The following is a 22,169-nucleotide window of genomic DNA, read 5'->3' on the forward strand; positions in this document are numbered from 1 at the left end:
CTTTCTTCGTGAGGTCGTCGTTCACTGGACGTTGATGCGCTGCGGACGGGCGGCTTCGCGCAACCCCACCGTGACGCGCAGCACGCCGTCGCGGTAATGCGCGTCCACGCTGCCGGTGTCGGCATCGTCGGGCAGCGCCACGGCGCGGGTGAAGCGGCCGTGCCAGCGCTCCGCGGCGTAGAGCTGCACGCCGTCGGACGAGTCGCGCGCGGTGGGCTTGCGCTCGCCGGAGATCCGCAGCACGCCGCGCTCGACGGTCACGTCGATGGCTTGCGCGTCCAGGCCGGCGGCGAAGGCGTAGACCTCGATGGAGCGCTCGGTGCGGCCCACGTTGATCGGCGGGAAGGCGCCCGCCGTCGCCGAGCGGATGCTGTCCGCCAGACCGTCCGGCGCGCGCGAACGCGACAGCGCCTGCTGCAGCTGGGTGAGCTGCTCCAGCAGGCCTTGAGGGCGGTGGAACACGGTATCGAACATGAGAGACCTCCTTTCCTGGTCGATGGATCGATGGGGTGATGAAAGGGATGGCGCAGGCGCCGTCCCGTGATGAACCGGTGGTGCGGACGACTGGATACGCGCGGCCAGGCTCGGCCCGAGGGCGACCCGAGGCGCTGGCTCGGCGGGCTCGCGCCGTCGCGGCAAGGCGGGCGCTATCGCCCGTCAGGACGGGACGCGGCCTTGGTCGTGGTCTTGGTTGCCGTCGCGGCGGGGGAGGGCTCGCGCGCGAAGCACGGGCGCGATGAACACTTCAGGCGTCGCAGCGTTTCGCGCGCGAGCAGATAGGCCTGGAGATGCGGCGGGCTCATCACGAGCCGCGTCGAGCGCAGCGGGCGCGGCGGGCGCCGGGTCGGCGCCTGGGAGGGGGTGTCGGAGAGCGGCTTGGCCATGATTCAGTTCCTCGTCCGAATCGGTGGATGGCGGGTCGACACAGATTTAGGAACTGGGGCCTCGCGCTTCAAGAGCCGCGCGATTCAGGGAAAACCCTGATCAACCGGTCTTCTTCGTCAGCAGCGCCGCGAACGCTTCCACGTAGGGCAGGCCGGGCCCCCAGCGCATGTCGATCTGCTGGCCGGGCTCGGGGTTGGGCGACCACACGGTGCAGCCGGCCAGGCGCTCCATGAGCTCGCCCGCCGCCAGCATCGGCATCGCCGAGGTCAGCAGGCTCGCCGGCGCGGTGTAGGTGACCCACTGCACCGCGTTCTCCGGCGCGGGCAGCGTCGCCGCGTGGCTCGCCGGCCAGGGCGGGGCGGCCGCGAGCGCCGCCTCCAGCGAGTCCACCGTGGCGGTGTCGTCCAGCGTGCGCATGGCCGCGTTGGCCAGCACCGTGTACCAGCGGTCCAGGTGGTCCAGCCCCGCGCGGTCGATCGGCGGCTGCGTGCGTGGCTGCGCGATCACCAGCGGGAAATAGCGGCCGACGTTGTCGCAGCTGGCCATCAGCACGCCGAACCACCACTTCATGTCGACCACGCCCGGCGCCCAGGCGAAGCGCAGCACCGGCGCCGTCAGGTAGGTGTCCAGCCAGCGGGCGCCCAGCACCTTGGGCAGGTCCTGCATCATCCCGGACAGCCAGGCGTCGCAGTGGCGCACGCAGTGCTGCGGCAGCCGCCGCTGGGCGAAGTCGCCCAGGGCGGCGACCTTGCCGTACCAGCCCGGCACGGTGTCGCCGGACGTGTTCAGGGCTTCGGGCAACGCGCTCATCGTCGGTCTCTCCTGGTGCGCCTCACAGCCCGCCGGGGCAGCGGAACTCGTTGAGCTCCGGCAGCCGGAACGGGTTGCGGACGCTGCTGGCGGTGACCTCGAAGACCGCCTTGCGGCCCTCGATCTCGAAGGTGGCCTTGAATCGCTCGGGCGCGGCGGTCTTCTCGATCTTGACCCGGTCGAACAGGCGGAACAGCGCCCACGGGCCGTCGTTGACCATGCCGGACGAGCCGCTCGTGCTGGCCGGGCTCAGCTGCACCCGCACCTGCGAGCTGCCGCGCGGCCCCGGCCACTGCACCGAGGTCGGGATTTGAGGGCCGTGGCTGTAGCGCACGATCTGGCCGTCCACGTCCAGGATGAACTGCTGGATCGAGGTGTCCATCTCGATCGGCTTGAAGTCCAGCCGCAGCGACGGCGTGTTGCTGCCCGGGAAGAAGGTCTCCTTGATCGCCTGCGCGCGCTGGAACTGCGGCAGCGTGCCGCTGTCGGCGCCCAGCGGCGTGCCCTCGACCGCGCGGAACTTCCACGGCCGCGTCGTCGTGTCGACGTAGGGCGCGAGCTTCTGCTGGAAGAGCTGGTCGATCTTGCCGCCCGGCGCGAACAGCATCGCGAAGTCGGCCTGGGTCGCGTCGCGCGAGGAATTGCGGTCCAGCGGATAACGACCGGCCACGGCCTGGTTGCAGAACTCGCCGACCTGCGAGCGCACCTCCATGCCCAGGTTCTGGCGCATCGCGCCCTGCGACACGCGGGCGCTGCTGCTGCCCAGGTCGTCCAGCATCGTGCGCAGCGGCTCGGGGCTCATCGCGGCGGCGGCCTTCAGCCGCGTGGGCACCGGCGAGGGCGGCGGCGCGCTGCCGCCCTTGAGCGCCGAATCGGCCGCCGTCAGCATGATGTTGGCCTCGGCGATCAGGCCCACCGTCTCGTCCAGCGGCGCCTTGCCGCCGCCCGGGGGCGCGGTGACCATGCTGCGCAGGCCGACGAAGCGGTCGTCGACGATGCTCTCGATGCGCGGCGCGTTCGGATCGGCTTGCGCGGGCTGGCCGGGCTTGCCGGAGAACATGCCGGCGACGCGCTCGCGCGTCTGCTGCACCAGGTCGGCGGCGCGGCGCTCGGCGTTCTCGATCGCGTTGCCCGGCTGGGCCAGCGTGGTCTCGCGCGAGGCCGCGCGCAGGAACGGGCCCAGCGGGCTGTCCGGCGCGGACAGCATGCGCGAGCGCTCCACCGACTGCGGCACCGTCGCCATCGGCAGCAGCTTGACGCTGTTGAGGAAGGCCTCCCAGGCCGCGGCGTAGTCGTTCAGGTAGAGCCGGCGCACGTCGTCCACCAGCGGCGCGTTGGCGCGCACCATGGCCTGCGCATCCTTGGGCGCGGCGGCCACGCCCAGCACCCAGGGCTCCTCGGCGGCCAGCTCGTCGGTCACCTGGCCGACGCGCGGCTGGAAACCGCGCAGGTAGGCGTCGCGGGTGAAGAAGCCCGGCACGCCCTGCGTCAGCGGCGCGCCGTTGGCGCGGGTGAACAGCAGCGGCGCGTTGTGGCCGCCGGCCCGCGCGACGGTGAAGTCGGGGTACTCGGTGCCCAGGCCCTGCGCGCGCAGCCGGTTGTAGATGCGCTGGGGCAGCGGCTGCGTCGCCAGCTGCGTGCGCACCGCCGTCAGCAGCGACGCATCCTCCGGCAGCGGCGAAGCGATGCCCCCCTGCGACAGCAAGGCATCCAGGTGGGCGCCGAGCGCGGCGCGCTGGTCGGGCGTCAGCTCGCGGCGGGTGCTTTCCCAGTCGCCCTCGATGTGCTGCTTGAGCGCCTGCGCGTCGAAGTGCTGCGGGTCGTGCAGCATCACGTAGGCCTTGAGCGCCTCATACAGCGTGACCGGCGTCGCGGCGCCCTGGCGCAGCTGCTCCTCGATGCGCAGCACCAGCCGCGGCAGCACCGCGTCGCCCAGCATGCGCTGGTAGGCGGCGCGCGCCGCGCTGTCGATCTTGCGGCCCTGGAACAGGCCCATGCGCATGGACAGCGGCACCTCGTCCTCGACCGCCGCCAGCGCGCGCGTGGCCTGCAGCGCCGGCAGGATCGGCAGCAAATCGGCCGAGGCGCGGTTGGGCGTGGCCTGCAGCAGCTCGCGGACCTGCTCGGCGCGGGCGCTGGTCTCCTGCAGGTACTTGCGGTTGTTGAAGTAGCTGACCGTCCAGGCGGTCAGCAGGCCCACGCCGACGACCGCGACGGCCGCATAGCCAGCCAGCGCCATCGCATTGCGCCGCCGCTCCCAGCCGCGGTGCGTGCCGCCCAGGCCGGCCTCGGCGAAGACGACCTCGCCCAGCAGGCGGTTCAGGAAGTAGCTGCGGCCGCTGGCCTGGTTGGGCGCGAGCACCGCATGCTCGATCTGGTAGCTGCGCGCCACCGAGCCCAGCACGCGGTCGATCGGCGTGCCTTCCTGCGTGCCGCTGACGAAGTAGATGCCGCGCAGCTGCGGCTGCGCCTCGTAGGGAGAGGGCGCGAAGACGCCCTCGGCGTACTCGGCCAGCAGCGCGCGCAGGCTCGCGAACTGGGCCGGGAAACCGTAGATGCGGGCGCGGCGCTGCGGGTCGCGCTCGGCCTGCAGGCGATCGATCAGGCCGTCCTGCAGGCGCTGCTCGAGGGCGTCGAACTCGGCGCCGAAGCCCGCCAGCGGCGAAGCGCTGGCGCGCGGGAAGGTGAAGCCCCAGGGCGCGGCGCGCTGGTCCTTGTCCACCGTGGCGAAGTAGTCCATGAAGCCGGACAGCAGGTCGGCCTTGGTGACCAGCAGGTAGACCGGGAAGCGGATGTCCAGGTCCTTCTGCAGCTCCTGCACCCGGGCCCGCACGGTGGCGGCATGCTGGGCGCGCTCGGCCGGGCTGCGCGACAGCAGGTCGGTCACCGACACCGTCACCAGCGCGCCGTTGATCGGCTGGCGCGGGCGCGAGCGCCGCAGCATCTGCAGGAAGCCGCTCCAGGTCGCCTTGTCGTTGGTCGGGTCGCTGTCCTGCGTGGTGAAGCGGCCGGCGGTGTCGATCAGCACCGCGCGGTCGGTGAACCACCAGTCGCAATGGCGGGTGCCGCCGACGCCGCGGATCGCGTGGTCGCCCATCTGGTCGGCCAGCGGGAAGTTCAGCCCGCTGTGACGCAGCGCGGTCGTCTTGCCGGAACCCGGCGCGCCGATGATCAGGTACCAGGGCAGCTCATAGAGATAACGTCCGCCGAAGCGCGAGCGCAGCTTCGCGCCGAAGCCGGCCGAGCCCTCGGCGCCGAAGCGCGAGCGCTGCAGCAGCTGCAGCGCCTGGCGAAAGCGCTCGCGCACGGCCAGCATGTCGGCGCTCTCGCGCTCGGTCGTGTCGGCGGCCGGTTGCTGGAGCAACTGGTTGACGACGGCGGTGTTGCCGCGCTTGGCGCGCCACCGGCTCCAGGCGATGCACAGCGCCACCACCAGCACCAGCACGCCGATGGTGATCCAGCGCGAGCGCGCGGTGTCCAGTGGACGCGCCTCGCCGACGGCGATCAGCGGGCCGACGATCCAGATCAGCAGCGCGACCGCCAGCACCAGCACCGCCAGCAGCACCCAGCGGTTGAAGATCCATCCCAGGACGCGTTTCATCGCGAAGCTCCGCGCGCCGGCGCGTCGGGCGCGCGGCCATTGATCATCAGACTGACCTCGACGCGCCGGTTCAGCGCGCGGTTGGTCGGGGTGTCGTTCGGCGCCACCGGCTCGGCCTCGGCGCGGCCCTCGGCGCGGATGCGCTCGGGGGCGACGCGGCGCGCGATCAGCAGCTCGCGCACGGTGTTGGCGCGTTCCTCGGACAGGTGCCAGTTGGACGGGAAACGGGCGGTGCGGATCGGCGTGTTGTCGCTGTGGCCGGTCACCAGCACCGTGCCCTGCACCTGCGTCAGCGCGTCGGCGATGCGGCCCATCAGCGCTTCGCGCTCCGGGACGATGGTCGCGCTGGCCGGCGCGAACAGGCCGTCGCCGCGGATCGTGACCACGCTGCGGTCGACCTCGTCGCGCACCGCGACCAGCCCGGCCTTGATGTCGGACTGCAGGAACTGCGCCAGGCGCGGCTTGGCCGGCGGCGGCGGCGGCGCGACCACCGGCGGCGAGAGCCGCAGCGACTGGATCTGGCCGAACACCGGATCGGAGCGATCCGCCAGCGAGAGCGTCAGCGTCAGGTACACGCCCACCAGCAGCAGCGCCGTCAGCGCCGCGGTCGCCGCCAGCGGCAGCCAGCCGATGTGGCGGCGCTGCACGGTCGGCTCGACCTGCCAGTGCTGCGCCAGCGCGGCGGGATAGTCGCCGCGCTGCTGCTTCAGGATCTGCGCCAGGCGGTCACGCACTGCCTCCAGCTGCGCGGGGCCGTTGTCGATGACGCGGTAGCGGCCGGCGAAGCCCAGCGTCAGCGCGGCGTAGATCAGCTCGAGCAGGTCGCGGTTGGCATCGGGCTTCTCGGCCAGGCGGGCCATCAGCTGGAAGACCTTCTCGCCGCCCCAGGTCTCGTTGTGGAACATCGACAGCAGGCTGTGCCGCGCCCAGACGCCGGAGCCGCCCCAGGGGGTGTCGGCACAGGCCTCGTCGATCATCGTGCAGAGCACGTAGCGGGTGGCCATGACGCGCTCGGGCGGGATGCCCGCGGCGGCGGCGCGTGCGGCGAAGTCGCGGATGCCCTGGGCCAGGTTGTTGCGCAGCGCGGCCACGTCGTCGACGCGGCGCGTCGTGCGCAGCTGCGGCACCAGCAGCAGCAGCGGGTTGGCCAGCGTCAGCAGCGGGTTGAGCCCGGCGGCCGGCGGGGCGGCGTCGGGCTGGACCGAGTCCGGCGCGGGCGAGGCGCCACGCGGCGCCTGCGCACCGCCGGGGCGGGGCTTGATGAAGGTGCGCTGATCGTCGAAGCCTGCGAACGGATCGTTGAGCGCGGAGGGGTCCATGCCGGCTCCCGGAGGTTGCTTGTCTTGTCGATGGAAGGGCTGAGGAGCGGGGACCAGGCCCGGCATGCCGCCGCGCGGGGCGGCTATTGCCGGATGGCCCAGAGCTCAAGCTCCAGTCCGGGGAAGTCGCCGGCCACGTGCAGCGCCAGGCTGCCGCTGCGCTCGAGCTGTTTCCACAGTTCGCCGCCGCGGTCCAGCTCGAAATAATGGAAGCCCGCATGGAACGGCAGCTGGCGCGGCGCCACCGGCAGCGCGCGCAGGCCGATGCCGGGCAGCTGCAGGTTGACCAGGTCGCGGATGCGGTCCACCGGGCCCAGCTTGGATTGCGCCGGGAAGCGCTGGCGCAGCTGCTCGGCCGAGACCTGCGCGTTGACCGCGATGACGAAGCTGGCGCTGCGCAGCAGGTCGGCATCGGGCACGACGGCGGTGCGCACGCCATGGGTGCGCTCGGTCAGGTCGATCTGCAGCGCGTTGCGCTCCAGCACCACGCTGAGCATGCGGCGCAGGTCCTCCAGCAGCGGCGCGAAACTGCCGCGCAGGTCGTCGTGGCGGTACAGCGGATATTCGGGCGCCAGGCGGGTGTCGCTCACGAAGGTGGCCAGATCGCCGGCCAGCTGCAGGCAGTCGCGGTGCAGCAGCTCCGGATGGACATGCGGCGACTCGGCATGCTGGCGGAACAGCGGGTCGGCGCGGTTCAGCGCCTGCAGCATCAGGAAGTCGGCCAGCTCGGACACGCCGTTGCCCAGCTGCCCCATGCGCGAGGACAGCAGCTGCGCGCGCTGGCGCACCAGCCCGTGCAGCAGCGAGGCCATCGCGGACAGGTGGCCGCTGGCGTCGATGCGGGTCTGCGGCGGGATGTAGCTGCGGTCCAGCACCAGCTGCTGGTCGGCGCGGCGCTCGGCCACGCGGGCCACGCCCAGCGCGGCATAGGCATCGTTGAGCTCGCGCGCCGGCAGCAGCCGCAGCGTGAGCGCGCCGGTCTGGACCGGCTCGGGCTCGTCGCCGGCGCTGGTCTGGTCGCGCAGGTCCTGGTCGACGACGTGGTAGCGGTGCAGCTCGCCGGCATCGTGGCCGTTGAAGGCCACCTGGTCGGTGCCCGGGCGCGCGATCGGCGCGGCCAGCACGATCATGTCGCCCTTGAGGTCGGCAGGCACCTCCAGCGGCGCCATCGCGGCGTCCGCCTGCGGGATCTGGAAGGGCGTGCCGTCGGGCAGGATGCCGCTGGCGCGCACGATGCCCAGCCGGCCGACGCTCAGCAGCGCCTCGTCCAGCACCAGCTCGGTGAAGCCCCAGCCATGCGGCGCCAGCGCGCGGGCGCGGCTGTCGACCAGGTGCTCCAGATATCGGGTTTCCTGCTGGAAATGGTGGGGCAGCAGGAACATGCCCTGCGACCAGATGACCTTGCTGTGCCAGCTCACGGCTGCTTGACCGAGGCGCTGACCGACAGCTCGTCGGCCTGGATGAGGACGTCCTGCTTCTTGCCGACCATCACCGGCACCACCGCGCGCCAGCGCGCATGCTCCAGGTCGCGGTAGGCGCCGAAGACGGCGATGAAGCGGGTCTCCGGCGACAGCGTCTTCTTGTTGATGGTCCGGGATTCGCCAGGCTGGAGGGTCATTTCCTCGCGGGCGACCATCTCGGTGCCAAGCTCGGCCTGGTCCTTCTGGTACAGGCTGATGAAATCGGCAGCATTGAAGGCGTTGGTCGACTTCAGCTCATACACCCGCACCAACAGCGGGGAGGGGCGCTTGTTGACGCTCGGGTTGAGCTGCGGCGACGCTTGGATGCTGCCGCGCACCTCGGTGGGCTTGGGCGAGCTGGAGAAGGGATTGAGCTTGTCGATCGACGAGCAGCCCCCCAGCAGGCCGAGCGCGCCCAGCGCCAGCAGCGTTCCTGTGGCGCCGCGGCGAGCGGCGCGCATGTATCCGTGGTGTCCCGAACGAGGCGTGAGCATCTTGGCTGTCCTTCTTGACCGGAGGAAAGGATAGCCAGTGGGGGCGGTTGGACCTCGTGACTTAGGTAATCGGGGAGGGGCGTGGCCAGGCGCGGGGGGGCGGTGGCGAGGACGCCCCTGCGCAGGTCCGGGCGTTGGCCGCCGAGGCATGGGGCCCCGGCGTCAAGCGCCGGAACCCCACGCCTCACCGTCACCGACCAGGACCGTACTGCGTCGGTTTTGCGACCGAGGACGTCGGGAGGGGGCTCAGGCGCTGCGGAGGCGGAATTGGCTGACCAGCTTGGCGAGTTGCTGGGCCTGGCCGTTGAGGCTCTCGGCGGCGGCGGCGCTCTGCTCGACCAAAGCGGCATTCTGCTGGGTCACCTGGTCGAGGTGGGAGACAGCGCCGCCGACCTGCTGGATGCCACCGTTCTGCTCCTGCGTCGCCGCGGAAATCTCCCGGATCAAGGTGTCGACCTGGCCGACCTGGGCGACCACCCGCTGCATGACCTCGCCGGCCCCCTCGGCCTGGCGGGCGCCGGTGTCGACACGGTCGACGCTGGCCTGGATCAGGCCCTTGATCTCGCGGGCGGCGCCAGCCGAGCGCTGCGCCAGCGCACGCACCTCGGAGGCGACGACGGCGAAGCCGCGCCCCTGCTCGCCGGCCCGGGCCGCCTCGACCGCCGCATTCAGTGCCAGGATGTTGGTCTGGAAGGCAATCGAGTCGATGACGCCGATGATGTCCTCGATGCGCCGCGAAGCATCGCTGATGCCCTGCATCGTCCGGACCAGCTCGCCGACAGCCTGGCCACCCTCGCTGGCCGCGCCGGAGGCATCCGCCGCCATGCGGCTGGCCTCGCCGGCCGAGGCCGCGCTCTGCGACACCGAACTGGTCAGCTGCTCCATCGAGGCGGCCGTCTGCTGCAGGCTGCTGGCCTGGCTTTCGGTGCGGGTGCTCAGATCAGCATTGCCCTGGGCGATCTCGCGCGATCCGGTGGCGATGCTCTCGCTGCTGTCGCGCACCTGGCCGACCAGCGCCCCCAACTGACCGACCATCCGCGCCATGGCCCGCAGGAGGTCGGCGGGCTCGTCGCGGCCCTCGGCGTGGATGTCGACGGTCAGGTCGCCGGCGGCCACGTCCTCGGTGGCCTTGACCGCCTCGGCGATCGGCGAGGTGATGGAGCGCGTCACCTGCCACGCCAGCGCGATGCCCACGGCCAGCGCGGCGGCGACGACCAGCAGCGTGATCAGCCGGCCGTGGTCGTAGGACTCGGCCGCGGCCCGGGCAGCGTGGTCGCCGCCGGCGCGGTTGAAGTCGATGTCCTTGGCGATCGCGGCCGACACGGCGACGAACAGCGTCGTCGTGCGTCCGGTCGCCAGTTGACGGGCGTTCGCGTGCTCGGCCTCGCCGGCGGCAGCCGCGCGCAGCAGCTCGGCGTCGGCCGCCAGATAGGCCGTCCAGGCCGCCCGGATGTCCTGGTAGAGGGCGCGTTCGGTCTCGCCGGTGATGCTGGTTTCGTAGGCCTTGGCGGCCTCGTCGAAGGCGCGCAGCGCGCTTTCACGCTCGCGGCCGCTGGCGGCGCGGGCGGTCTCGTCAGTGACCAGCGCGGCCCGCAGCGACTGGCGGCGGGCGAGGTTGGCGGCATCGTGCATCGCGCCCAGCCGGGTGACGCTGGGCAGCCAGTTGCCGTTCAGGTCCTGGACGTTCTCGTTGATCCGGGCCATCTGCAGGGTCCCGAACCAAGCGCTGAAACAGAGCAGGGCGAGGATCGCCGCAAAGGCCAGCGCCAGCCGCCTGCCGATCCGGAAATTACGAAGCAAGGCCATGGGAAGCTCCCGGAAACATTGCCTGGAATTTCCCTGGCGGGGCAGGCCGGATGCCCGGGTGGTGGCCAGGCATGCTCGCTTCCCCTGGGCTGACAACGTTGTCATGGTGTCGTATGCTCCGCGCCCACAAGAAGGAGACAAGTCGATGAGCGCAGATCTTTCCCGGATCACCGGGGGCGGCACGCCGTCCGGGCCGGCCCTGGCGGAAGCGGCACCGGGCGACGATCCGGGCGCGGCGGCCCCCGCGCGGCCGGCCCGCCATCCGCTGACCTGGGTGCCGTCGCTCTATCTGGCGATGGGGTTGCCGAACGTGCTGGTCGGCGCGGTGGCGGCGATCCTCTACAAGAACCTGGGCGTGTCCAACGAGGACATCGCGCTCTACACCTCGCAGATGTACCTGCCCTGGGTGCTCAAGCCGCTGTGGTCGCCCCTGCTGGAACCCTACCGGACCAAGCGCTGGTGGGTGATCACGATGCAGTTCCTGATGATGGCGTCGCTGGGCGCGGTCGCGTTCTGCCTGCCGCTGGACGGCTTCTTCCGCGCTTCGCTGGCCTTCTTCTGGATCACCGGTTTCGCCTCCGCGACGCAGGACATCGTGGCCGACGGCGTGTTCATGACCACCATGCCGCCCCGCGAGCAGGCCAGTTACGCCGGCCTGCAGGGCATGTGCTGGAACCTGGGCGCGGTGGTGGCCTCGGGGCTGCTGGTGTCGCTGACCGGCTGGCTGCACGCGTCGCTGCACTGGACCTGGGTGCAGTGCTGGATGGCCGTGATGCTGGGGGCGGCGGCGATGATGGGCGGCTTCGGGCTGTGGCACCTGCGGGTGCTGCCGCCGGGCGCGCCGGCCGCGGTTCACGGCCAGGACCTGGCCACCGCGATGCTGTCGCTGCGGCAGTCCTGGGCCACGCTGTTCCAGAAGCCGTCGATCTGGATGATGCTGGCGGTGGTGTTCTTCTACCGCTTCGGCGAGGGCTTCATCGAGAAGTTCGGCCCGCTGTTCCTGCTCGATCCGCGCAGCGCCGGCGGCCTCGGCCTGGACAACGGCGCGCTGGGGCACATCTACGGCACGGCGGGGACGGTGGCCTTCATCGCGGGCGCCTTCCTGGGCGGTTTCATCGCCGCGAAGATGACGCTGCGGCGCTCCTTCCTGCTGCTGGCGATCTCGCTCAACCTGCCGCACCTGACCTATTACTACCTGAGCCACGCGATGCCGACCGACCTGTGGTGGATCGGCGCCGTGGTCGCGATCGAGAAGTTCGGCTTCGGCATGGGCTCCGTCGGCCACATGCTGTACATGATGCAGCAGATCGCGCCGGGGCCCTTCAAGATGACCCACTACGCGATGGCCACCGGCGTGATGGCGATGACCAAGTGGGCCACCGGCAGCGTCAGCGGCTGGCTGTTCGCCGGGGTCGGCCAGCACTACGCGAGCTTCTTCGGCTGGGTGCTGGTGTTCTCGATCCCGCCGATCGTGCTGGCCTGGTTCGCGCCGTTCCCGATCCGGGCCGGACACGACGGCGAGGCCGAAGCCACACCGGCCAGCGGGCACTGATCCTTCAATACCGCCTCACTGCTAACTCCCTGCCGGCTCACTGCCGGCCAAGCGTGTCCAGCGGGATCTTCAGGTAGCGCACGCCGTTGTCCTCGGCCGGCGGCAGGTGGCCGGCGCGGATGTTGACCTGGATCGACGGCAGGATCAGCGTCGGCACCTCGAGCCGCGCGTCGCGGCCCTGGCGCAGCGCGACGAAGGCCGCCTCGCTCACGCCGTCATGGACATGCAGGTTGGCGCGGCGCTGCTCCGCCACCGTCGTTTCCCAGGCCGGCGCGCGGCCCTCGGGCGGATAGTCGTGGCAGACGAACAGCCGCGTCGCCGGCGGTAGCGCCAGCAGCCGCTGGATCGAGCGGTAAAGCGTCGCCGCATCGCCGCCGGGGAAATCGGCGCGCGCGGTGCCGACGTCCGGCATGAACAGCGTGTCGCCGACGAAGACGGCGTCCCCGATGCGATAGGCGACGCAGGCCGGCGTGTGGCCCGGGACGCTGATCGCCTCGGCCTCGAGGCCGCCGATGCGGAAGGTCTCGCCGTCACGGAACAGGTGGTCGAACTGGCGGCCGTCGGGCAGGAAGTCGCGCTCCAGGTTGTAGAGCTTGCGGAAGACCGCCTGCACTTCGCGGATGTGCTCGCCGATGGCGATGCGGCCGCCGACACGCGCCTGCAGGTGGCGCGCGGCGGAGAGGTGATCGGCATGGGCGTGGGTCTCGAGGATCCACTGCACGGTGAGGCCGGCCTGGGCGACATGCGCCAGCAGTCGATCGGCCTGCGTGGTGGCGGTGCGGCCGGACTTGAGGTCGAAATCCAGCACCGGGTCGACGATGGCGGCCTGCCGGGTCGCGGGATCCGTCAGCACGTAGCTGACGGTGCCGGTCTGGGGATCGTGGAAGGCCTGGATCGACAGGCCGGAGGAGGCGTGGCTCATGGCCGGGGCGCTCGCGGCTGGTGGGGGTGCCGGGCACTATACCGAGCGCCGGGCGCCGAGTGCCGCGCGGTGGACCGGCGGCCCGCCCCGGACCGGCGCCAGGGTGGCGCGTCGACGGCCCGGGGGCGAGGCGACTCAGGAGCCGCCGGTGGGGCGCCTGCGCGTGCCGCCGCCGCTGGTGATGGCGGTGCACTGCAGCGGATGGCGGACCTCGTGGGCCATGCCGCCGAGCAGGAACAGCAGGGCGAGGACCAGGCGCTTCATGGCGGGTTTCCCGGCGTCGCGCTCAGACCAGCTCCAGGCCGACGTTCATGTTGCCGCGCGTCATCTTGGAGTAGGGGCAGGTCTCGTGGGCGCGCTTGATCAGGTCGTAGGCCTGGTTGCGCGGCAGGCCGGGCACGTGGATGCGCAGCCGGCCGCTCAGGAAGTAGCCGTCGGCGCCGCGGTTGAGGTCGACGATGGCTTCGACGTCGGTCTCCGCGGGCAGGCGCACGCCCATCGCCTGGGCGGCCAGGCCCATCGCGCCGATGAAGCAGGCGGACCAGCCGACGCCGAACAGCTGTTCCGGGTTGGTGCCGGGACGCGACGAACCGGGCGTGCCGAGCTGTACGTCGAGGCGGCCGTCGTCGGACTGGCCGCGGCCCTCGCGGCCGCCGGTGGTGCGGGTGTGGGCGGTGTAGAGAACTTGGACGTGGTCGGTGGTGGTGGACATGGCGGACTCCTTTGAAGGCTTGAAGGCAGCGTGATCTGCTGCGTGGTCCGCATTGCATCGGGGCGATGTATCGCCGGTGTGTGACCGCCGCGGCGAATTGGCGCGGCGCGTGTCGCGGCAGGTGCTGGACACAGTGGCATACAAACCGGCGTCGGTGACCTCGCGTGACCGCGCGTGACGACGACGTGGAGGTGGCGTGAAGGCGGGTGCGCCCAACGCCAAGTCGTTGTGCCGACTTGCGTGATCGCGGGTTTTCTTAAGCATTCCCTAACCCGGCCGGCGCACCTTACGTCCCAGGGCAACACGTTGTTTGACGCAATCGGCCCGATCCGCTCCGCGGCCCACGGCGACGCCTTGCAGAAGACGCCACCGGCGCGGAGCCCGCCGGACCGCAGGAGAAGCACATGAGCAAGTCCACCCCGATCCTCGCCATGGTGGCCGCCTTCGCGGCGGCGTCGGCCCAGGCCGCGACCGATCCCGACGACATGGCGCGCCGATCGGAGCGACGCGCGATGGTCCAGCAGCAACTGCGCGCGGTGCAGGTCGAGCTCTACTGCGACCACCAGGACAACGCGATGCACCTGCTGCGCGACGCCCGCCGCCAGTTGATGGCGCAGCGCCTGCCGGTCAGCGCCCCCGAGCTGCGCCAGCTGGAGAAGGTCAGCTGGCTGGTGCGCCACGGCGACACCGTCGAGGCGATCGCTACGATCGACGCCGCACGCGGCGACCTCGCCTGAGCGCAAGCTCATCGGGCCTCGATTCAGTTCCCCATCAGTCAGCCGTCGACCGGTCGGGCAGCGCCCCGATCGGCGACGGCTGACCTCCTTCGGTTTCAATTCGAGCCTGGCCGACTTTCGTAAGGGGTTCGGACCACTGGAACCGCGCAAAACACGCGGATCCCTCGAAACGCCTTCCGCTCCCGCGCCCTAGCATCGACATCTTCGACAACGCGTGTGGCGGCGATGACTCCGGAAATGTTGGCGTTCTGGCTGGCGGGCGTGTTGCCACCCAGCTCCAGCTGGATCCTCAATCTTGCGATTCGTGGTCCGGCCTGCCTGAAGACGTCCGGCGCCGATTGGGCATTGCTCCTGCTCGCCTTCGACGGCGCGGTGGCGATCACCTGGCCGGAGGTCCTCTGCAACATCCCGAACGAAGCGGTGAGGGCATTCCTGCCGTCATTGGCCCCCTCTTTGGTTTTCGTCTCGCTGGTGATCTGGATCGTGATCGTCCAATGGTGCGAGCCGCTGCTTGTCCACGCGCGCCGGGCCCGACGGCCCAGCTTCTGGCGCATCGCGAGTGGCGCAGGCGCCTGGGCGCTCGTGGTGTTGAACGTCTTCGGGCACTACTACTTGCTGATAAGGGGTTTCCATGTGGACTGAATTCCTCCTCAATTGCGCCGCGGCCTTCGTGTTCTTCCTCGCCTTCTTCCTGACCGTCTACTACATCGCCTACCGGAAGGGCGTGTTCGATGCGCCCGATCCATCGGACGGTTCATCGCCGGAAGGCGGCTGACGACCGGACGTCAGCCCGGCGCCGCCGGCATGTGGAAAGACACTAGCCGCCACCGCATGTCCGCGCGCTAGCATCGCGCGCCATGCGGATCCTCCTGGTCGAAGACGAGAAGCCCCTGGCCGACTGGCTGGTGAAGGCGCTCGGGCAGAACGATTTCGTCGTCGACTGGGTCGACGACGGCCGGCTTGTGCTGGGCCAGCTCGGCGCGACCCGCTACGACGCGATGATCCTGGACCTCGGCCTGCCGGGACTGGGCGGCCACGAAGTCCTGGCCCGCCTGCGCGACGCCGACTCCCGCGTGCCGGTGCTGGTGCTGACCGCGCGCGACTCGCTGATGGAGCGCGTCAGCACGCTGCATGAGGGCGCCGACGACTTCCTCGCCAAACCCTTCGAGATCCAGGAGCTCGAGGCCCGCCTGGTCGCGCTGATCCGCCGCTCGCGCGGGCGCGACCAGCCGCGCTTCGCCTGCGGGCCGCTGGTCTACGACGCCGCCTCCAAGCTGTTCACCCTGGACCGCGAACCGCTCCCGCTGTCCCCCCGCGAGCACGCGGTGCTGCGCACGCTGATCCAGCACAGCGGCGAGCCGATGTCCAAGCAGGAGATCCTCGAGCGCCTGTTCTCCGACGAGCAGGACGTGCGGCCCGAGGCCGTCGAGGTGCTCGTGCACCGGCTGCGCCGCCGGATCGAATCCGGCAAGGTGCGCATCACCACGCTGCGCGGCCTGGGCTACGTGCTGGAAGCCTCATGACGGCGCCGGCGTCGGGCGCGCGCCGGCTCGCCCGCCTGATGCCGCTGCTGCCGTCGCTGCCGGCCCGCTGGCACCGCTTCAGCGTCCGGCGCACGCTGCTGGCGCTGGTGCTGCCCGTCATGCTGGCCGCCGTCGGCGTCGAGCTGGCGCTGACCTGGGGCACCGCGCTGCAGGCCGCGAACTCGGCCTACGACCGCTCGCTGCTCGGCGCCATCAAGGCGATCGAGAACAACGTGTCGACCGAGACCGGCGGCTTGTCGGTGGAGATGCCGTATCGCCTGCTGGAGTTCTTCGAGCTGACCGCCAGCGGCCAGGTGTATTTCCGCGTCAGCACCGAGGACGGCCTGGTCGAGATCGGCAACGCCGGGCTGCCGTTGCCGGCGCAGCCGCTCAAGAGCGGCGTGCCGCGCTTCATCGATGCCGAATACTTCGGCGAGCCGGTGCGCGTCGGCGCCTGGGCGCGCGAGCTCGATCCGGAGCGGCCCGGCCGCCGCATGATCATCCAGGTGGCGGAGAGCACGAACTCGCGCAACGCGTTCTCTCGCGCGCTGCTGATCCAGGCGATGTGGCGCGACCTGCTGACGGTGTCCGTCGTCGCGGGCACGCTGGCGCTGGTGATCGGCTGGGCGCTGCGCCCGCTGGACCGTCTGCGGCGCGAGGTCGAGGCGCGGGCCGACGACGACCTGTCGCCGGTCGACGAAACCCAGGTGCCCGCCGACGCGGCGCCGCTGGTGCGCGCGATCAACCACCATCTGGTCCGGCAGCGGGAGCTGATCGACGGCCGCCGGCGTTTCGTCGACGACGCCTCGCACCAGCTGCGCACGCCGCTGGCGACGCTGGCCACCATGGTCGGATATGCGCGGCGCGAGCACGATCCGGCGCGCATCGCCGAGGCGCTGGAAGCGCTCAAGGGCCAGATCGACGACACGGTGCGCCGCACCAACCAGATGCTGGCGCTGGCCCGCGCCGACACCGCGCCGGTGGTGATGGCGCCGCTGGCGCTGGATCGCCTGGCCGACCGCTGCGCGCGCGAGTCCTGGCCGCTGGCCCGCGAGCAGGGCATCGACCTGGGTTTCGACTGCGGCCAGGCTGACATCGTCGTGCTCGGCCACGAAGGCCAGTTGCGCGAGGCGCTGCTGAACCTGCTGCACAACGCGCTGCGCTACACGCCGCGCGGCGGGCAGGTGACGCTGCAGGTCGGCATCGCGGGCCCGATGGCGGTGATCCGCGTCGTCGACGACGGCCCCGGCATTCCCGCCGACGAGCGGCCGCGCGCCGGCGAGCGCTTCTTCCGCGGCAGCAACGTCGACCTGCCGGGCTCGGGCCTGGGCCTGGCGATCGTGCGGGCAATCGCCCGGCGGCATCTGGGCGACATGGACGTCAGCGCCGCGCGTCTGGACGCCGACGGCCTGGAGCGCGGGACCACCGTGACGCTGCGGCTTCCGCTGCCGCCGGCATCGGAAATTCCTGAACCGCTGAAAGCCGGCTGAAAGCGCCGCTTTCCTAGAGTCCGCTGCAAGCAGGTGGCGGGCGACCGCGCGAGCCTGCCGGCGATTCGCGATTCCCGCGAGCCCGGCGGCCGACGGCGACCCAGATCACCGCAGGAGACAAGATGCGATCGACCCCGATGTTGCAGGCGGGCCGGCGTTGGGCGGGCGCGCTGCTGATGGCCGCCGCCCTGGCGGCCGGGACCGGCCTGATGGCGCCGGCGGCTCATGCCGCGCCGCCCGCGTTGCCGGTGGGCGACGCCGCGCCGGAATGCATCGCCCCGGCCAAGCCCGGCGGCGGCTTCGACCAGAGCTGCAAGCTCGCCCAGGCGGCGTTCCAGCAAGCCGGGCTGACGAAGACGCCGATGCGCATCACCTACCTGCCGGGCGGCGTCGGCGCGATCGCCTTCGACCAGATCGTCACCCGCCGTCCCGCGGAACCGCAGACGCTGGTCGCCTTCTCCAGCGGCTCGCTGCTCAACCTCTCCAACGGCCGTTTCGGCAAGCGCAGCATCGACGACGTGCGCTGGGTCGCCGCCGTCGGCATCGACTACGGCGTGGTGCTGGTGGGACGCCAGGCGCCCTGGAAGACGTTGCCGGAACTGTTGGCCGCGCTCAAGGCCGACCCGGGACGCATCAGCTTCGCCGCCGGCGGCACCATCGGCAGCCAGGACTGGGTGAAGTCCGCCCTCGTGGCCGGGGCGGCGGGGGTCGATCACAAGTCCATGCGCTTCGTCGCTTTCGAGGGCGGCGGCGAGGCCAGCGCCGCGCTCAAGGGCGGGCACGTGCAGGTCTACATGGGCGACGCGTCCGAGGTCTTCGACAAGCTCGCCCCCGGCGGCCCCTTCCGGGTGCTGGCGGTGCTGGCCGAGCAGCGCCTGCCCGGGCCGCTGGCCGGCGTGCCGACGGCGCGGGAGCAGGGCGTGGACATCGTCTGGCCCGCGATCCGCGGCTTCTACGTCGGCCCGCAGGTCTCGGACGGCGCGGTCGTGGCCTGGACGGCCAGCTTCGACCAGCTGATGGCCACGCCGGCCTTCCAGGAACTCCGCGCACAACACGGGCTGTTCCCGCTGGCGCTGACGGGCCCGGCCCTGCGCGCCTTCATCGACCGCCAGCACCGCCAGTACGGCGAGCTCGCGACCCGTTTCGGCCTGCGGCGCTGAGCGAGCCAGCGCCCGCCGCCACCTTGCCTTTCCCGATCCCCATCAACGACAACGAGGAGACCTCTTGAAAACGACCCGCACCCTTCGACTGAACGCCCTGTGCGCCGGCTTGCTGGCGCTGTGCGCCGCGCCCGCCGCCTTCGCGCAGAGCAGCGTCACCGTCTACGGCATCGCCGACGTGCTGATGGAATACCGCGACCACATGAACGCGGCCGGCGACCACCGCTTCGGCGTCACCTCCGGCGGCATGAACACCTCGCGCTGGGGCCTGCGCGGCAGCGAGGACCTGGGGGGCGGCCTGAAGGCCGTGTTCCAGCTCGAGGCCGAGGTCGGCATGGACACCGGCGCGGCGGGTTCGTCGTTCTGGGGCCGCCAGGCCAACGTCGGGCTGGACGGCGACTTCGGGCGCGTGATCGTCGGCCGCTCGTACTCGACGACCTACGACTTCATGCTGCCCTTCGACCCGATGGGCTACGCGCCGTTCTACTCCTGGGCCACCTCCGGCGGCCAGATCGCGACGCTGCCGCGCAAGGACGGCATGGTCACCGGCGTGTCCAACCTGATCAAGTACCAGGGGACCTTCGGACCGGTGAAGCTCGGCGCGACGTATGCGCTGGGCGAGGTGGCCGGCTCGGATTCGGCGGGGCGCTTCTTCTCGCTGGCGGGCGGCTACACGGCGGGACCGTTCGCGGCGGCGCTGGTGGTGGACCAGCGCAATGGCGCCACCATCGCGGCCAACGGCCGCTACGACAAGGAGAAGGCGCTGCATTGGGGCGTGTCTTATGACTGGAAGCCGGTCAAACTGTTCCTGGCGCAGCGCGTCTACAAGAAGGAATTCGCCACCGGCGGCGCCAACGCCAAGAGCACGATGACCTGGCTGGGCGCGACCTGGCAGGCCACGCCGGCGATCAGCCTGACGCCGGCCGTCTACTTCCAGAACATCTCCAGCGGCGCCAGCGGCACCGACGATCCGCGCCTCTTCGCGCTGCGCGCCAAGTACGAACTGTCCAAGCGCACCAGCCTGTACGCGGTGGCTTCGACCGCCAAGTCCGGCGATGGCGGCGTGGTCAGCGTCTCGCGCGATGACAACGGCTTCGCTGATTCGCAGTCCAGCGTCGGGCTGGGGATCCAGCACCGGTTCTGATCGGGCGGGCCCTCACCCCAACCCTCTCCCGCGAGCGGGAGAGGGTGCAAAGGTAGCGGCGGTGCCTTGGCGCCGCGGCGCCTCAGGCCGCGGGCGAGGGCTGGCCTGGCAGCAGGCCTTCGCCGCGCAGCCGGGCCAGCACGTCCAAGAGCAGGTCGCTGCGGATGCCGTAGGCGGCGCGCGGCGAGTTCACGAATCCCGAGGCGTTGAGCACCAGGCTCGTCCCGTCCACGCCGTCGAGCTGGACGTTGGGCGCCGGCGTCGCCAGCACGCCGGGATGGGCCTCGAACGAGGCCAGCACCAGCGCCTTCACCCGGTCGATGTCGGTGGCCAGCGGCATCGGCAGCTTGAACTGCACCATGCCCAGCGACTCGCCGTAGGTGACGTTGCGCACGATCTTGGTGATGAACTCCGAGTTCGGCACGATGACCGTCGAGCGGTCGCCCATCTGGATCTCCGTTGATCGCACGCTGATGCGGCGGATGTCGCCCTCGACGCCGGAGAGCGAAACCCAGTCGCCCACCTTCACCGGCCGCTCGGCCAGCAGGATCAGGCCGGAGACGAAGTTCTGCACGATGGACTGCAGGCCGAAGCCGATGCCCACCGACAGCGCGCTGGCCACCCAGGCCACGCTCTGCAGGCTGAATTCCATCGCGGTCAGCGAGGCGGCGATCGCCAGGACCGTGCCCATGTAGCCGAACAGCGTTGTCGCCGACGAGCGCATGCCCGCGTCCATCCGGGTGGTGGGCATGTAGCGCGTCGACAGCCATCCCTTGAGCCCCCGCACCGCGCCCAGGCCCAGCAGTAGCACCGCCAGACCCTGCAGCAGTTCCAGCGGCCGCAGCGTCAGGCCGCCGATCGCCAGGCCGTCCGCCACCTTGCCGGACCGCCGCACCAGGTCCAGCGGGCCCTCGCCATAGGGCGCCAGGAGCAGCAGCAGCGCCAGGAAGGCGATCGCGATGCGGCACAGGCCCGAAAGCAGCAGCGCCGTCTGCTCGCGGGTGCGCGGCGGCGCCGGGGCCTCGTCGGGCGCCGCGGCGGGCTTGCCGTCGGGTTTGGGCGCCGCGGGCAGGGGCGCCAGCAGCGTCATGAAGAGGTCGTCGACCAGCGCGCTCGCCAGGTAGGCGCCGCCCAGCACGATGAGCGCCCAGACGAACTGGTTCATCGCGAACACGGCCAGCGACACGAAGCCCAGCAGCAGCGCCAGCACCGCGGCGGTCAGCAGCAACCACACGCCGGCGCGCAGCACGGACAACCAGAGCGGGCGGAGGGCGGGCTCGGCCGACCGGGGCGCGCCATCGGCGTTCTTCGATCCGGCTGTCTTCCCGGGCGCTTTCCCGGACGCGTCCCCAGGCGCATCCACGGGCGCACCGCGTCTTGGCAGCTGCCTGGCCGCCAGGGCCAGCACCGCCACGAAGGTCAGCGCCGCCAGCGCATGCGCGGCGCCGGTCCAGGCCAGGCTGATCTCCAGCGTCGCCGCCGTCCGGGAGGTCAACCAGCCCAGCATCGCCGCGGCGGCCAGCGTGTGCGGGAACCAGGCCAGCCGCGCGGCCGTCTCATCCGGCGCGGGCAGCAGGCGCCACGAGGGCTTGCGCGGCATCAGCGCGGCGATGCCCAGGCCCGCGACGAAGCCCCCGAACCAGACGATGGCCTCGACGGTGTCCAGCCAGCCGGCCAGCACCGGCGCCACCGGCGCCGCGGCGCCCAGCGTCAGCATCAGGCCGTGGACGATCAGGCCGGGTCGCAGCGTGCGCAGCGTCACCAGGCTCACCGCGTAAAGCGAGCGCCGCAGCCGGCCCGGCGGCACGCGGGTCGCGCACAGGTGGGCGATCAGGCGTAGCAGCGCGTGGGTGACGAGCAGCACCAGGGCCGCCGCGCCCGCCAGCACCAGCCAGCCCCGGGCCGGCACGGCGCGCCAGAGATCGGCCAGCGACTGCCAGAACGTGCGCACCCGCGCCAGGTCGCCTGGCCCCTCGCGGGCCAGCCCGGTCCAGAAACTCGATTGCAGCGGGGAGGGCACGCGTTCTCCCAGCCGCGCGCCCAGCTGCATCCGGCGGTTCTGCTCGGCGCTGGCGATCGCCTGGCCGGCCTCCACGGCGGTGAGCTTGGCGAGCTTGACCTGCGCGTCGGTGTCGGCGATCTCCCGCGCCAGCTGCGCGCGCTGAGCGGCAAGCTCCGGCGGCTCCTTCGCGCCCGCCGGCGCGTCGCCCAACTGGGCCAGCCGCGCGCGGGCGTCGGTCAGCCGCGGCTCCAGCGCCGCCGACGCCTCCTCGGCGCGCGACTGCACCGACAGCGCCTGCTTGCGCAAATCCTGCAGGTCGGCCTCGTCGTCCAGTCCCTTGTCCTGCTGCCGCTGCAGCTGGGCCAAGTCCTTGCGCGCGGCCTCCAGCACCTTGTCGGGATCGACGGGCGCGCTCGGCGCCTCCTGCGCCCAGGCCGTCGACGCCGCCGTCAGCAGGCCCAACATCCATGTCGCGAGAAGCCGCGACAGCCATCCGGTCGACACCGTCATCCCGATCCATTCATCAGCGCAGGTGCCGCCCGCGGGGCAATC

The 22,169-nt window shown here is 71.5% G+C and carries 20 protein-coding genes; 8 read left to right on the top strand and 12 right to left on the bottom strand.

Annotated elements, in window-relative coordinates; genetic code table 11:
* Positions 1-21: 21 nt before the first annotated feature.
* From BM393_RS09250 to BM393_RS25195, 8 genes are all read right to left on the bottom strand, one after another.
* Positions 22-474 carry an Hsp20/alpha crystallin family protein gene (locus tag BM393_RS09250; RefSeq protein WP_091724487.1) on the bottom strand — a complete coding sequence of 151 codons (453 nt, stop codon included), beginning with the start codon at positions 472-474 and terminating at the stop codon, positions 22-24.
* A gap of 173 nt (positions 475-647) precedes the next feature.
* Positions 648-884, bottom strand: coding sequence for a hypothetical protein (locus tag BM393_RS09255; protein WP_091724488.1), 237 nt, complete (start codon positions 882-884; stop codon positions 648-650).
* 100 nt (positions 885-984) lie between these two features.
* The gene (gene tagF, locus BM393_RS09260; RefSeq protein ID WP_091724489.1) at positions 985-1,695 is read right to left on the bottom strand and encodes a type VI secretion system-associated protein TagF; all 711 of its coding nucleotides are present in this window, start codon (positions 1,693-1,695) and stop codon (positions 985-987) included.
* Between the two features lie 22 nt (positions 1,696-1,717).
* Entirely contained in the window at positions 1,718-5,296 is a 3,579-nt protein-coding gene (gene tssM, locus BM393_RS09265) for a type VI secretion system membrane subunit TssM (RefSeq protein ID WP_091724490.1), read from the bottom strand.
* Positions 5,293-6,615 (bottom strand): DotU family type VI secretion system protein, encoded by a 1,323-nt coding sequence (locus tag BM393_RS09270; RefSeq protein ID WP_091724491.1) that lies wholly within the window; start codon positions 6,613-6,615, stop codon positions 5,293-5,295. Before BM393_RS09270 ends, tssM begins: the two co-directional genes overlap by 4 nt.
* Positions 6,616-6,698: 83 nt before the next feature.
* Positions 6,699-8,033, bottom strand: a complete 1,335-nt coding sequence (tssK, locus tag BM393_RS09275; protein WP_091724492.1) for a type VI secretion system baseplate subunit TssK — start codon at positions 8,031-8,033, stop codon at positions 6,699-6,701.
* Positions 8,030-8,536, bottom strand: coding sequence for a type VI secretion system lipoprotein TssJ (gene tssJ, locus BM393_RS09280; protein WP_175538249.1), 507 nt, complete (start codon positions 8,534-8,536; stop codon positions 8,030-8,032). Before tssJ ends, tssK begins: the two co-directional genes overlap by 4 nt.
* Before the next feature lie 279 nt (positions 8,537-8,815).
* Positions 8,816-10,375, bottom strand: coding sequence for a methyl-accepting chemotaxis protein (locus BM393_RS25195; RefSeq protein WP_175538250.1), 1,560 nt, complete (start codon positions 10,373-10,375; stop codon positions 8,816-8,818).
* Positions 10,376-10,520: 145 nt separating this feature from the next.
* Here BM393_RS25195 and BM393_RS09295 point away from each other — a divergent pair, with 145 nt between their 5' ends.
* Positions 10,521-11,927 carry an MFS transporter gene (locus BM393_RS09295; protein ID WP_175538251.1) on the top strand — a complete coding sequence of 469 codons (1,407 nt, stop codon included), beginning with the start codon at positions 10,521-10,523 and terminating at the stop codon, positions 11,925-11,927.
* Between the two features lie 37 nt (positions 11,928-11,964).
* On the opposite strand, the gene BM393_RS09300 is transcribed toward BM393_RS09295, so the two are convergent.
* The 3 genes from BM393_RS09300 to BM393_RS09305 form a co-directional block, all read right to left on the bottom strand.
* The gene (locus tag BM393_RS09300) at positions 11,965-12,849 is read right to left on the bottom strand and encodes an MBL fold metallo-hydrolase (protein ID WP_091724495.1); all 885 of its coding nucleotides are present in this window, start codon (positions 12,847-12,849) and stop codon (positions 11,965-11,967) included.
* Between the two features lie 135 nt (positions 12,850-12,984).
* Positions 12,985-13,113 carry a hypothetical protein gene (locus tag BM393_RS26290; RefSeq protein ID WP_255489496.1) on the bottom strand — a complete coding sequence of 43 codons (129 nt, stop codon included), beginning with the start codon at positions 13,111-13,113 and terminating at the stop codon, positions 12,985-12,987.
* Positions 13,114-13,135: 22 nt separating this feature from the next.
* Complete coding sequence (locus BM393_RS09305; RefSeq protein WP_091724496.1) at positions 13,136-13,561, bottom strand: organic hydroperoxide resistance protein; 426 nt, start codon at positions 13,559-13,561, stop codon at positions 13,136-13,138.
* Between the two features lie 404 nt (positions 13,562-13,965).
* Between BM393_RS09305 and BM393_RS09310 the strand changes: the two genes are divergently transcribed.
* From BM393_RS09310 to BM393_RS09335, 7 genes are all read left to right on the top strand, one after another.
* Positions 13,966-14,298 (top strand): hypothetical protein, encoded by a 333-nt coding sequence (locus BM393_RS09310; protein ID WP_091724497.1) that lies wholly within the window; start codon positions 13,966-13,968, stop codon positions 14,296-14,298.
* A 237-nt stretch (positions 14,299-14,535) separates the two neighbouring features.
* Entirely contained in the window at positions 14,536-14,940 is a 405-nt protein-coding gene (locus BM393_RS09315) for a hypothetical protein (RefSeq protein ID WP_091724498.1), read from the top strand.
* Positions 14,930-15,073 carry a hypothetical protein gene (locus BM393_RS25665; RefSeq protein ID WP_175538252.1) on the top strand — a complete coding sequence of 48 codons (144 nt, stop codon included), beginning with the start codon at positions 14,930-14,932 and terminating at the stop codon, positions 15,071-15,073. The genes BM393_RS09315 and BM393_RS25665 overlap by 11 nt, the downstream gene beginning before the upstream one ends.
* Positions 15,074-15,155: 82 nt before the next feature.
* Positions 15,156-15,821, top strand: a complete 666-nt coding sequence (locus BM393_RS09320) for a response regulator (RefSeq protein WP_091724499.1) — start codon at positions 15,156-15,158, stop codon at positions 15,819-15,821.
* The gene (locus BM393_RS09325; RefSeq protein ID WP_254783301.1) at positions 15,818-17,311 is read left to right on the top strand and encodes a sensor histidine kinase; all 1,494 of its coding nucleotides are present in this window, start codon (positions 15,818-15,820) and stop codon (positions 17,309-17,311) included. The genes BM393_RS09320 and BM393_RS09325 overlap by 4 nt, the downstream gene beginning before the upstream one ends.
* 122 nt (positions 17,312-17,433) lie before the next feature.
* Positions 17,434-18,471: a tripartite tricarboxylate transporter substrate binding protein gene (locus tag BM393_RS09330; protein WP_175538253.1), complete on the top strand. Its 1,038-nt coding sequence runs from the start codon at positions 17,434-17,436 to the stop codon at positions 18,469-18,471.
* A gap of 64 nt (positions 18,472-18,535) precedes the next feature.
* Positions 18,536-19,615, top strand: coding sequence for a porin (locus BM393_RS09335; RefSeq protein WP_404932532.1), 1,080 nt, complete (start codon positions 18,536-18,538; stop codon positions 19,613-19,615).
* Between the two features lie 82 nt (positions 19,616-19,697).
* On the opposite strand, the gene BM393_RS09340 is transcribed toward BM393_RS09335, so the two are convergent.
* Complete coding sequence (locus tag BM393_RS09340; RefSeq protein ID WP_175538254.1) at positions 19,698-22,082, bottom strand: DUF3772 domain-containing protein; 2,385 nt, start codon at positions 22,080-22,082, stop codon at positions 19,698-19,700.
* Positions 22,083-22,169 lie beyond the last annotated feature (87 nt).

This window comes from Mitsuaria sp. PDC51 (assembly GCF_900113225.1).
GTDB lineage: Bacteria > Pseudomonadota > Gammaproteobacteria > Burkholderiales > Burkholderiaceae_C > Roseateles.

Excerpts from the sequence above, each read along its gene's own strand:
- BM393_RS09250 (WP_091724487.1), bottom strand. The coding sequence starts at position 474 with ATGTTCGATACCGTGTTCCACCGCCCTCAAGGCCTGCTGGAGCAGCTC.
- BM393_RS09255 (WP_091724488.1), bottom strand. The coding sequence starts at position 884 with ATGGCCAAGCCGCTCTCCGACACCCCCTCCCAGGCGCCGACCCGGCGC.
- tagF (WP_091724489.1), bottom strand. The coding sequence starts at position 1,695 with ATGAGCGCGTTGCCCGAAGCCCTGAACACGTCCGGCGACACCGTGCCG.
- tssM (WP_091724490.1), bottom strand. The coding sequence starts at position 5,296 with ATGAAACGCGTCCTGGGATGGATCTTCAACCGCTGGGTGCTGCTGGCG.
- BM393_RS09270 (WP_091724491.1), bottom strand. The coding sequence starts at position 6,615 with ATGGACCCCTCCGCGCTCAACGATCCGTTCGCAGGCTTCGACGATCAG.
- tssJ (WP_175538249.1), bottom strand. The coding sequence starts at position 8,536 with ATGCGCGCCGCTCGCCGCGGCGCCACAGGAACGCTGCTGGCGCTGGGC.
- BM393_RS25195 (WP_175538250.1), bottom strand. The coding sequence starts at position 10,375 with ATGGCCTTGCTTCGTAATTTCCGGATCGGCAGGCGGCTGGCGCTGGCC.
- BM393_RS09295 (WP_175538251.1), top strand. The coding sequence starts at position 10,521 with ATGAGCGCAGATCTTTCCCGGATCACCGGGGGCGGCACGCCGTCCGGG.
- BM393_RS09300 (WP_091724495.1), bottom strand. The coding sequence starts at position 12,849 with ATGAGCCACGCCTCCTCCGGCCTGTCGATCCAGGCCTTCCACGATCCC.
- BM393_RS26290 (WP_255489496.1), bottom strand. The coding sequence starts at position 13,113 with ATGAAGCGCCTGGTCCTCGCCCTGCTGTTCCTGCTCGGCGGCATGGCC.
- BM393_RS09305 (WP_091724496.1), bottom strand. The coding sequence starts at position 13,561 with ATGTCCACCACCACCGACCACGTCCAAGTTCTCTACACCGCCCACACC.
- BM393_RS09310 (WP_091724497.1), top strand. The coding sequence starts at position 13,966 with ATGAGCAAGTCCACCCCGATCCTCGCCATGGTGGCCGCCTTCGCGGCG.
- BM393_RS09315 (WP_091724498.1), top strand. The coding sequence starts at position 14,536 with ATGTTGGCGTTCTGGCTGGCGGGCGTGTTGCCACCCAGCTCCAGCTGG.
- BM393_RS25665 (WP_175538252.1), top strand. The coding sequence starts at position 14,930 with ATGTGGACTGAATTCCTCCTCAATTGCGCCGCGGCCTTCGTGTTCTTC.
- BM393_RS09320 (WP_091724499.1), top strand. The coding sequence starts at position 15,156 with ATGCGGATCCTCCTGGTCGAAGACGAGAAGCCCCTGGCCGACTGGCTG.
- BM393_RS09325 (WP_254783301.1), top strand. The coding sequence starts at position 15,818 with ATGACGGCGCCGGCGTCGGGCGCGCGCCGGCTCGCCCGCCTGATGCCG.
- BM393_RS09330 (WP_175538253.1), top strand. The coding sequence starts at position 17,434 with ATGCGATCGACCCCGATGTTGCAGGCGGGCCGGCGTTGGGCGGGCGCG.
- BM393_RS09340 (WP_175538254.1), bottom strand. The coding sequence starts at position 22,082 with ATGTTGGGCCTGCTGACGGCGGCGTCGACGGCCTGGGCGCAGGAGGCG.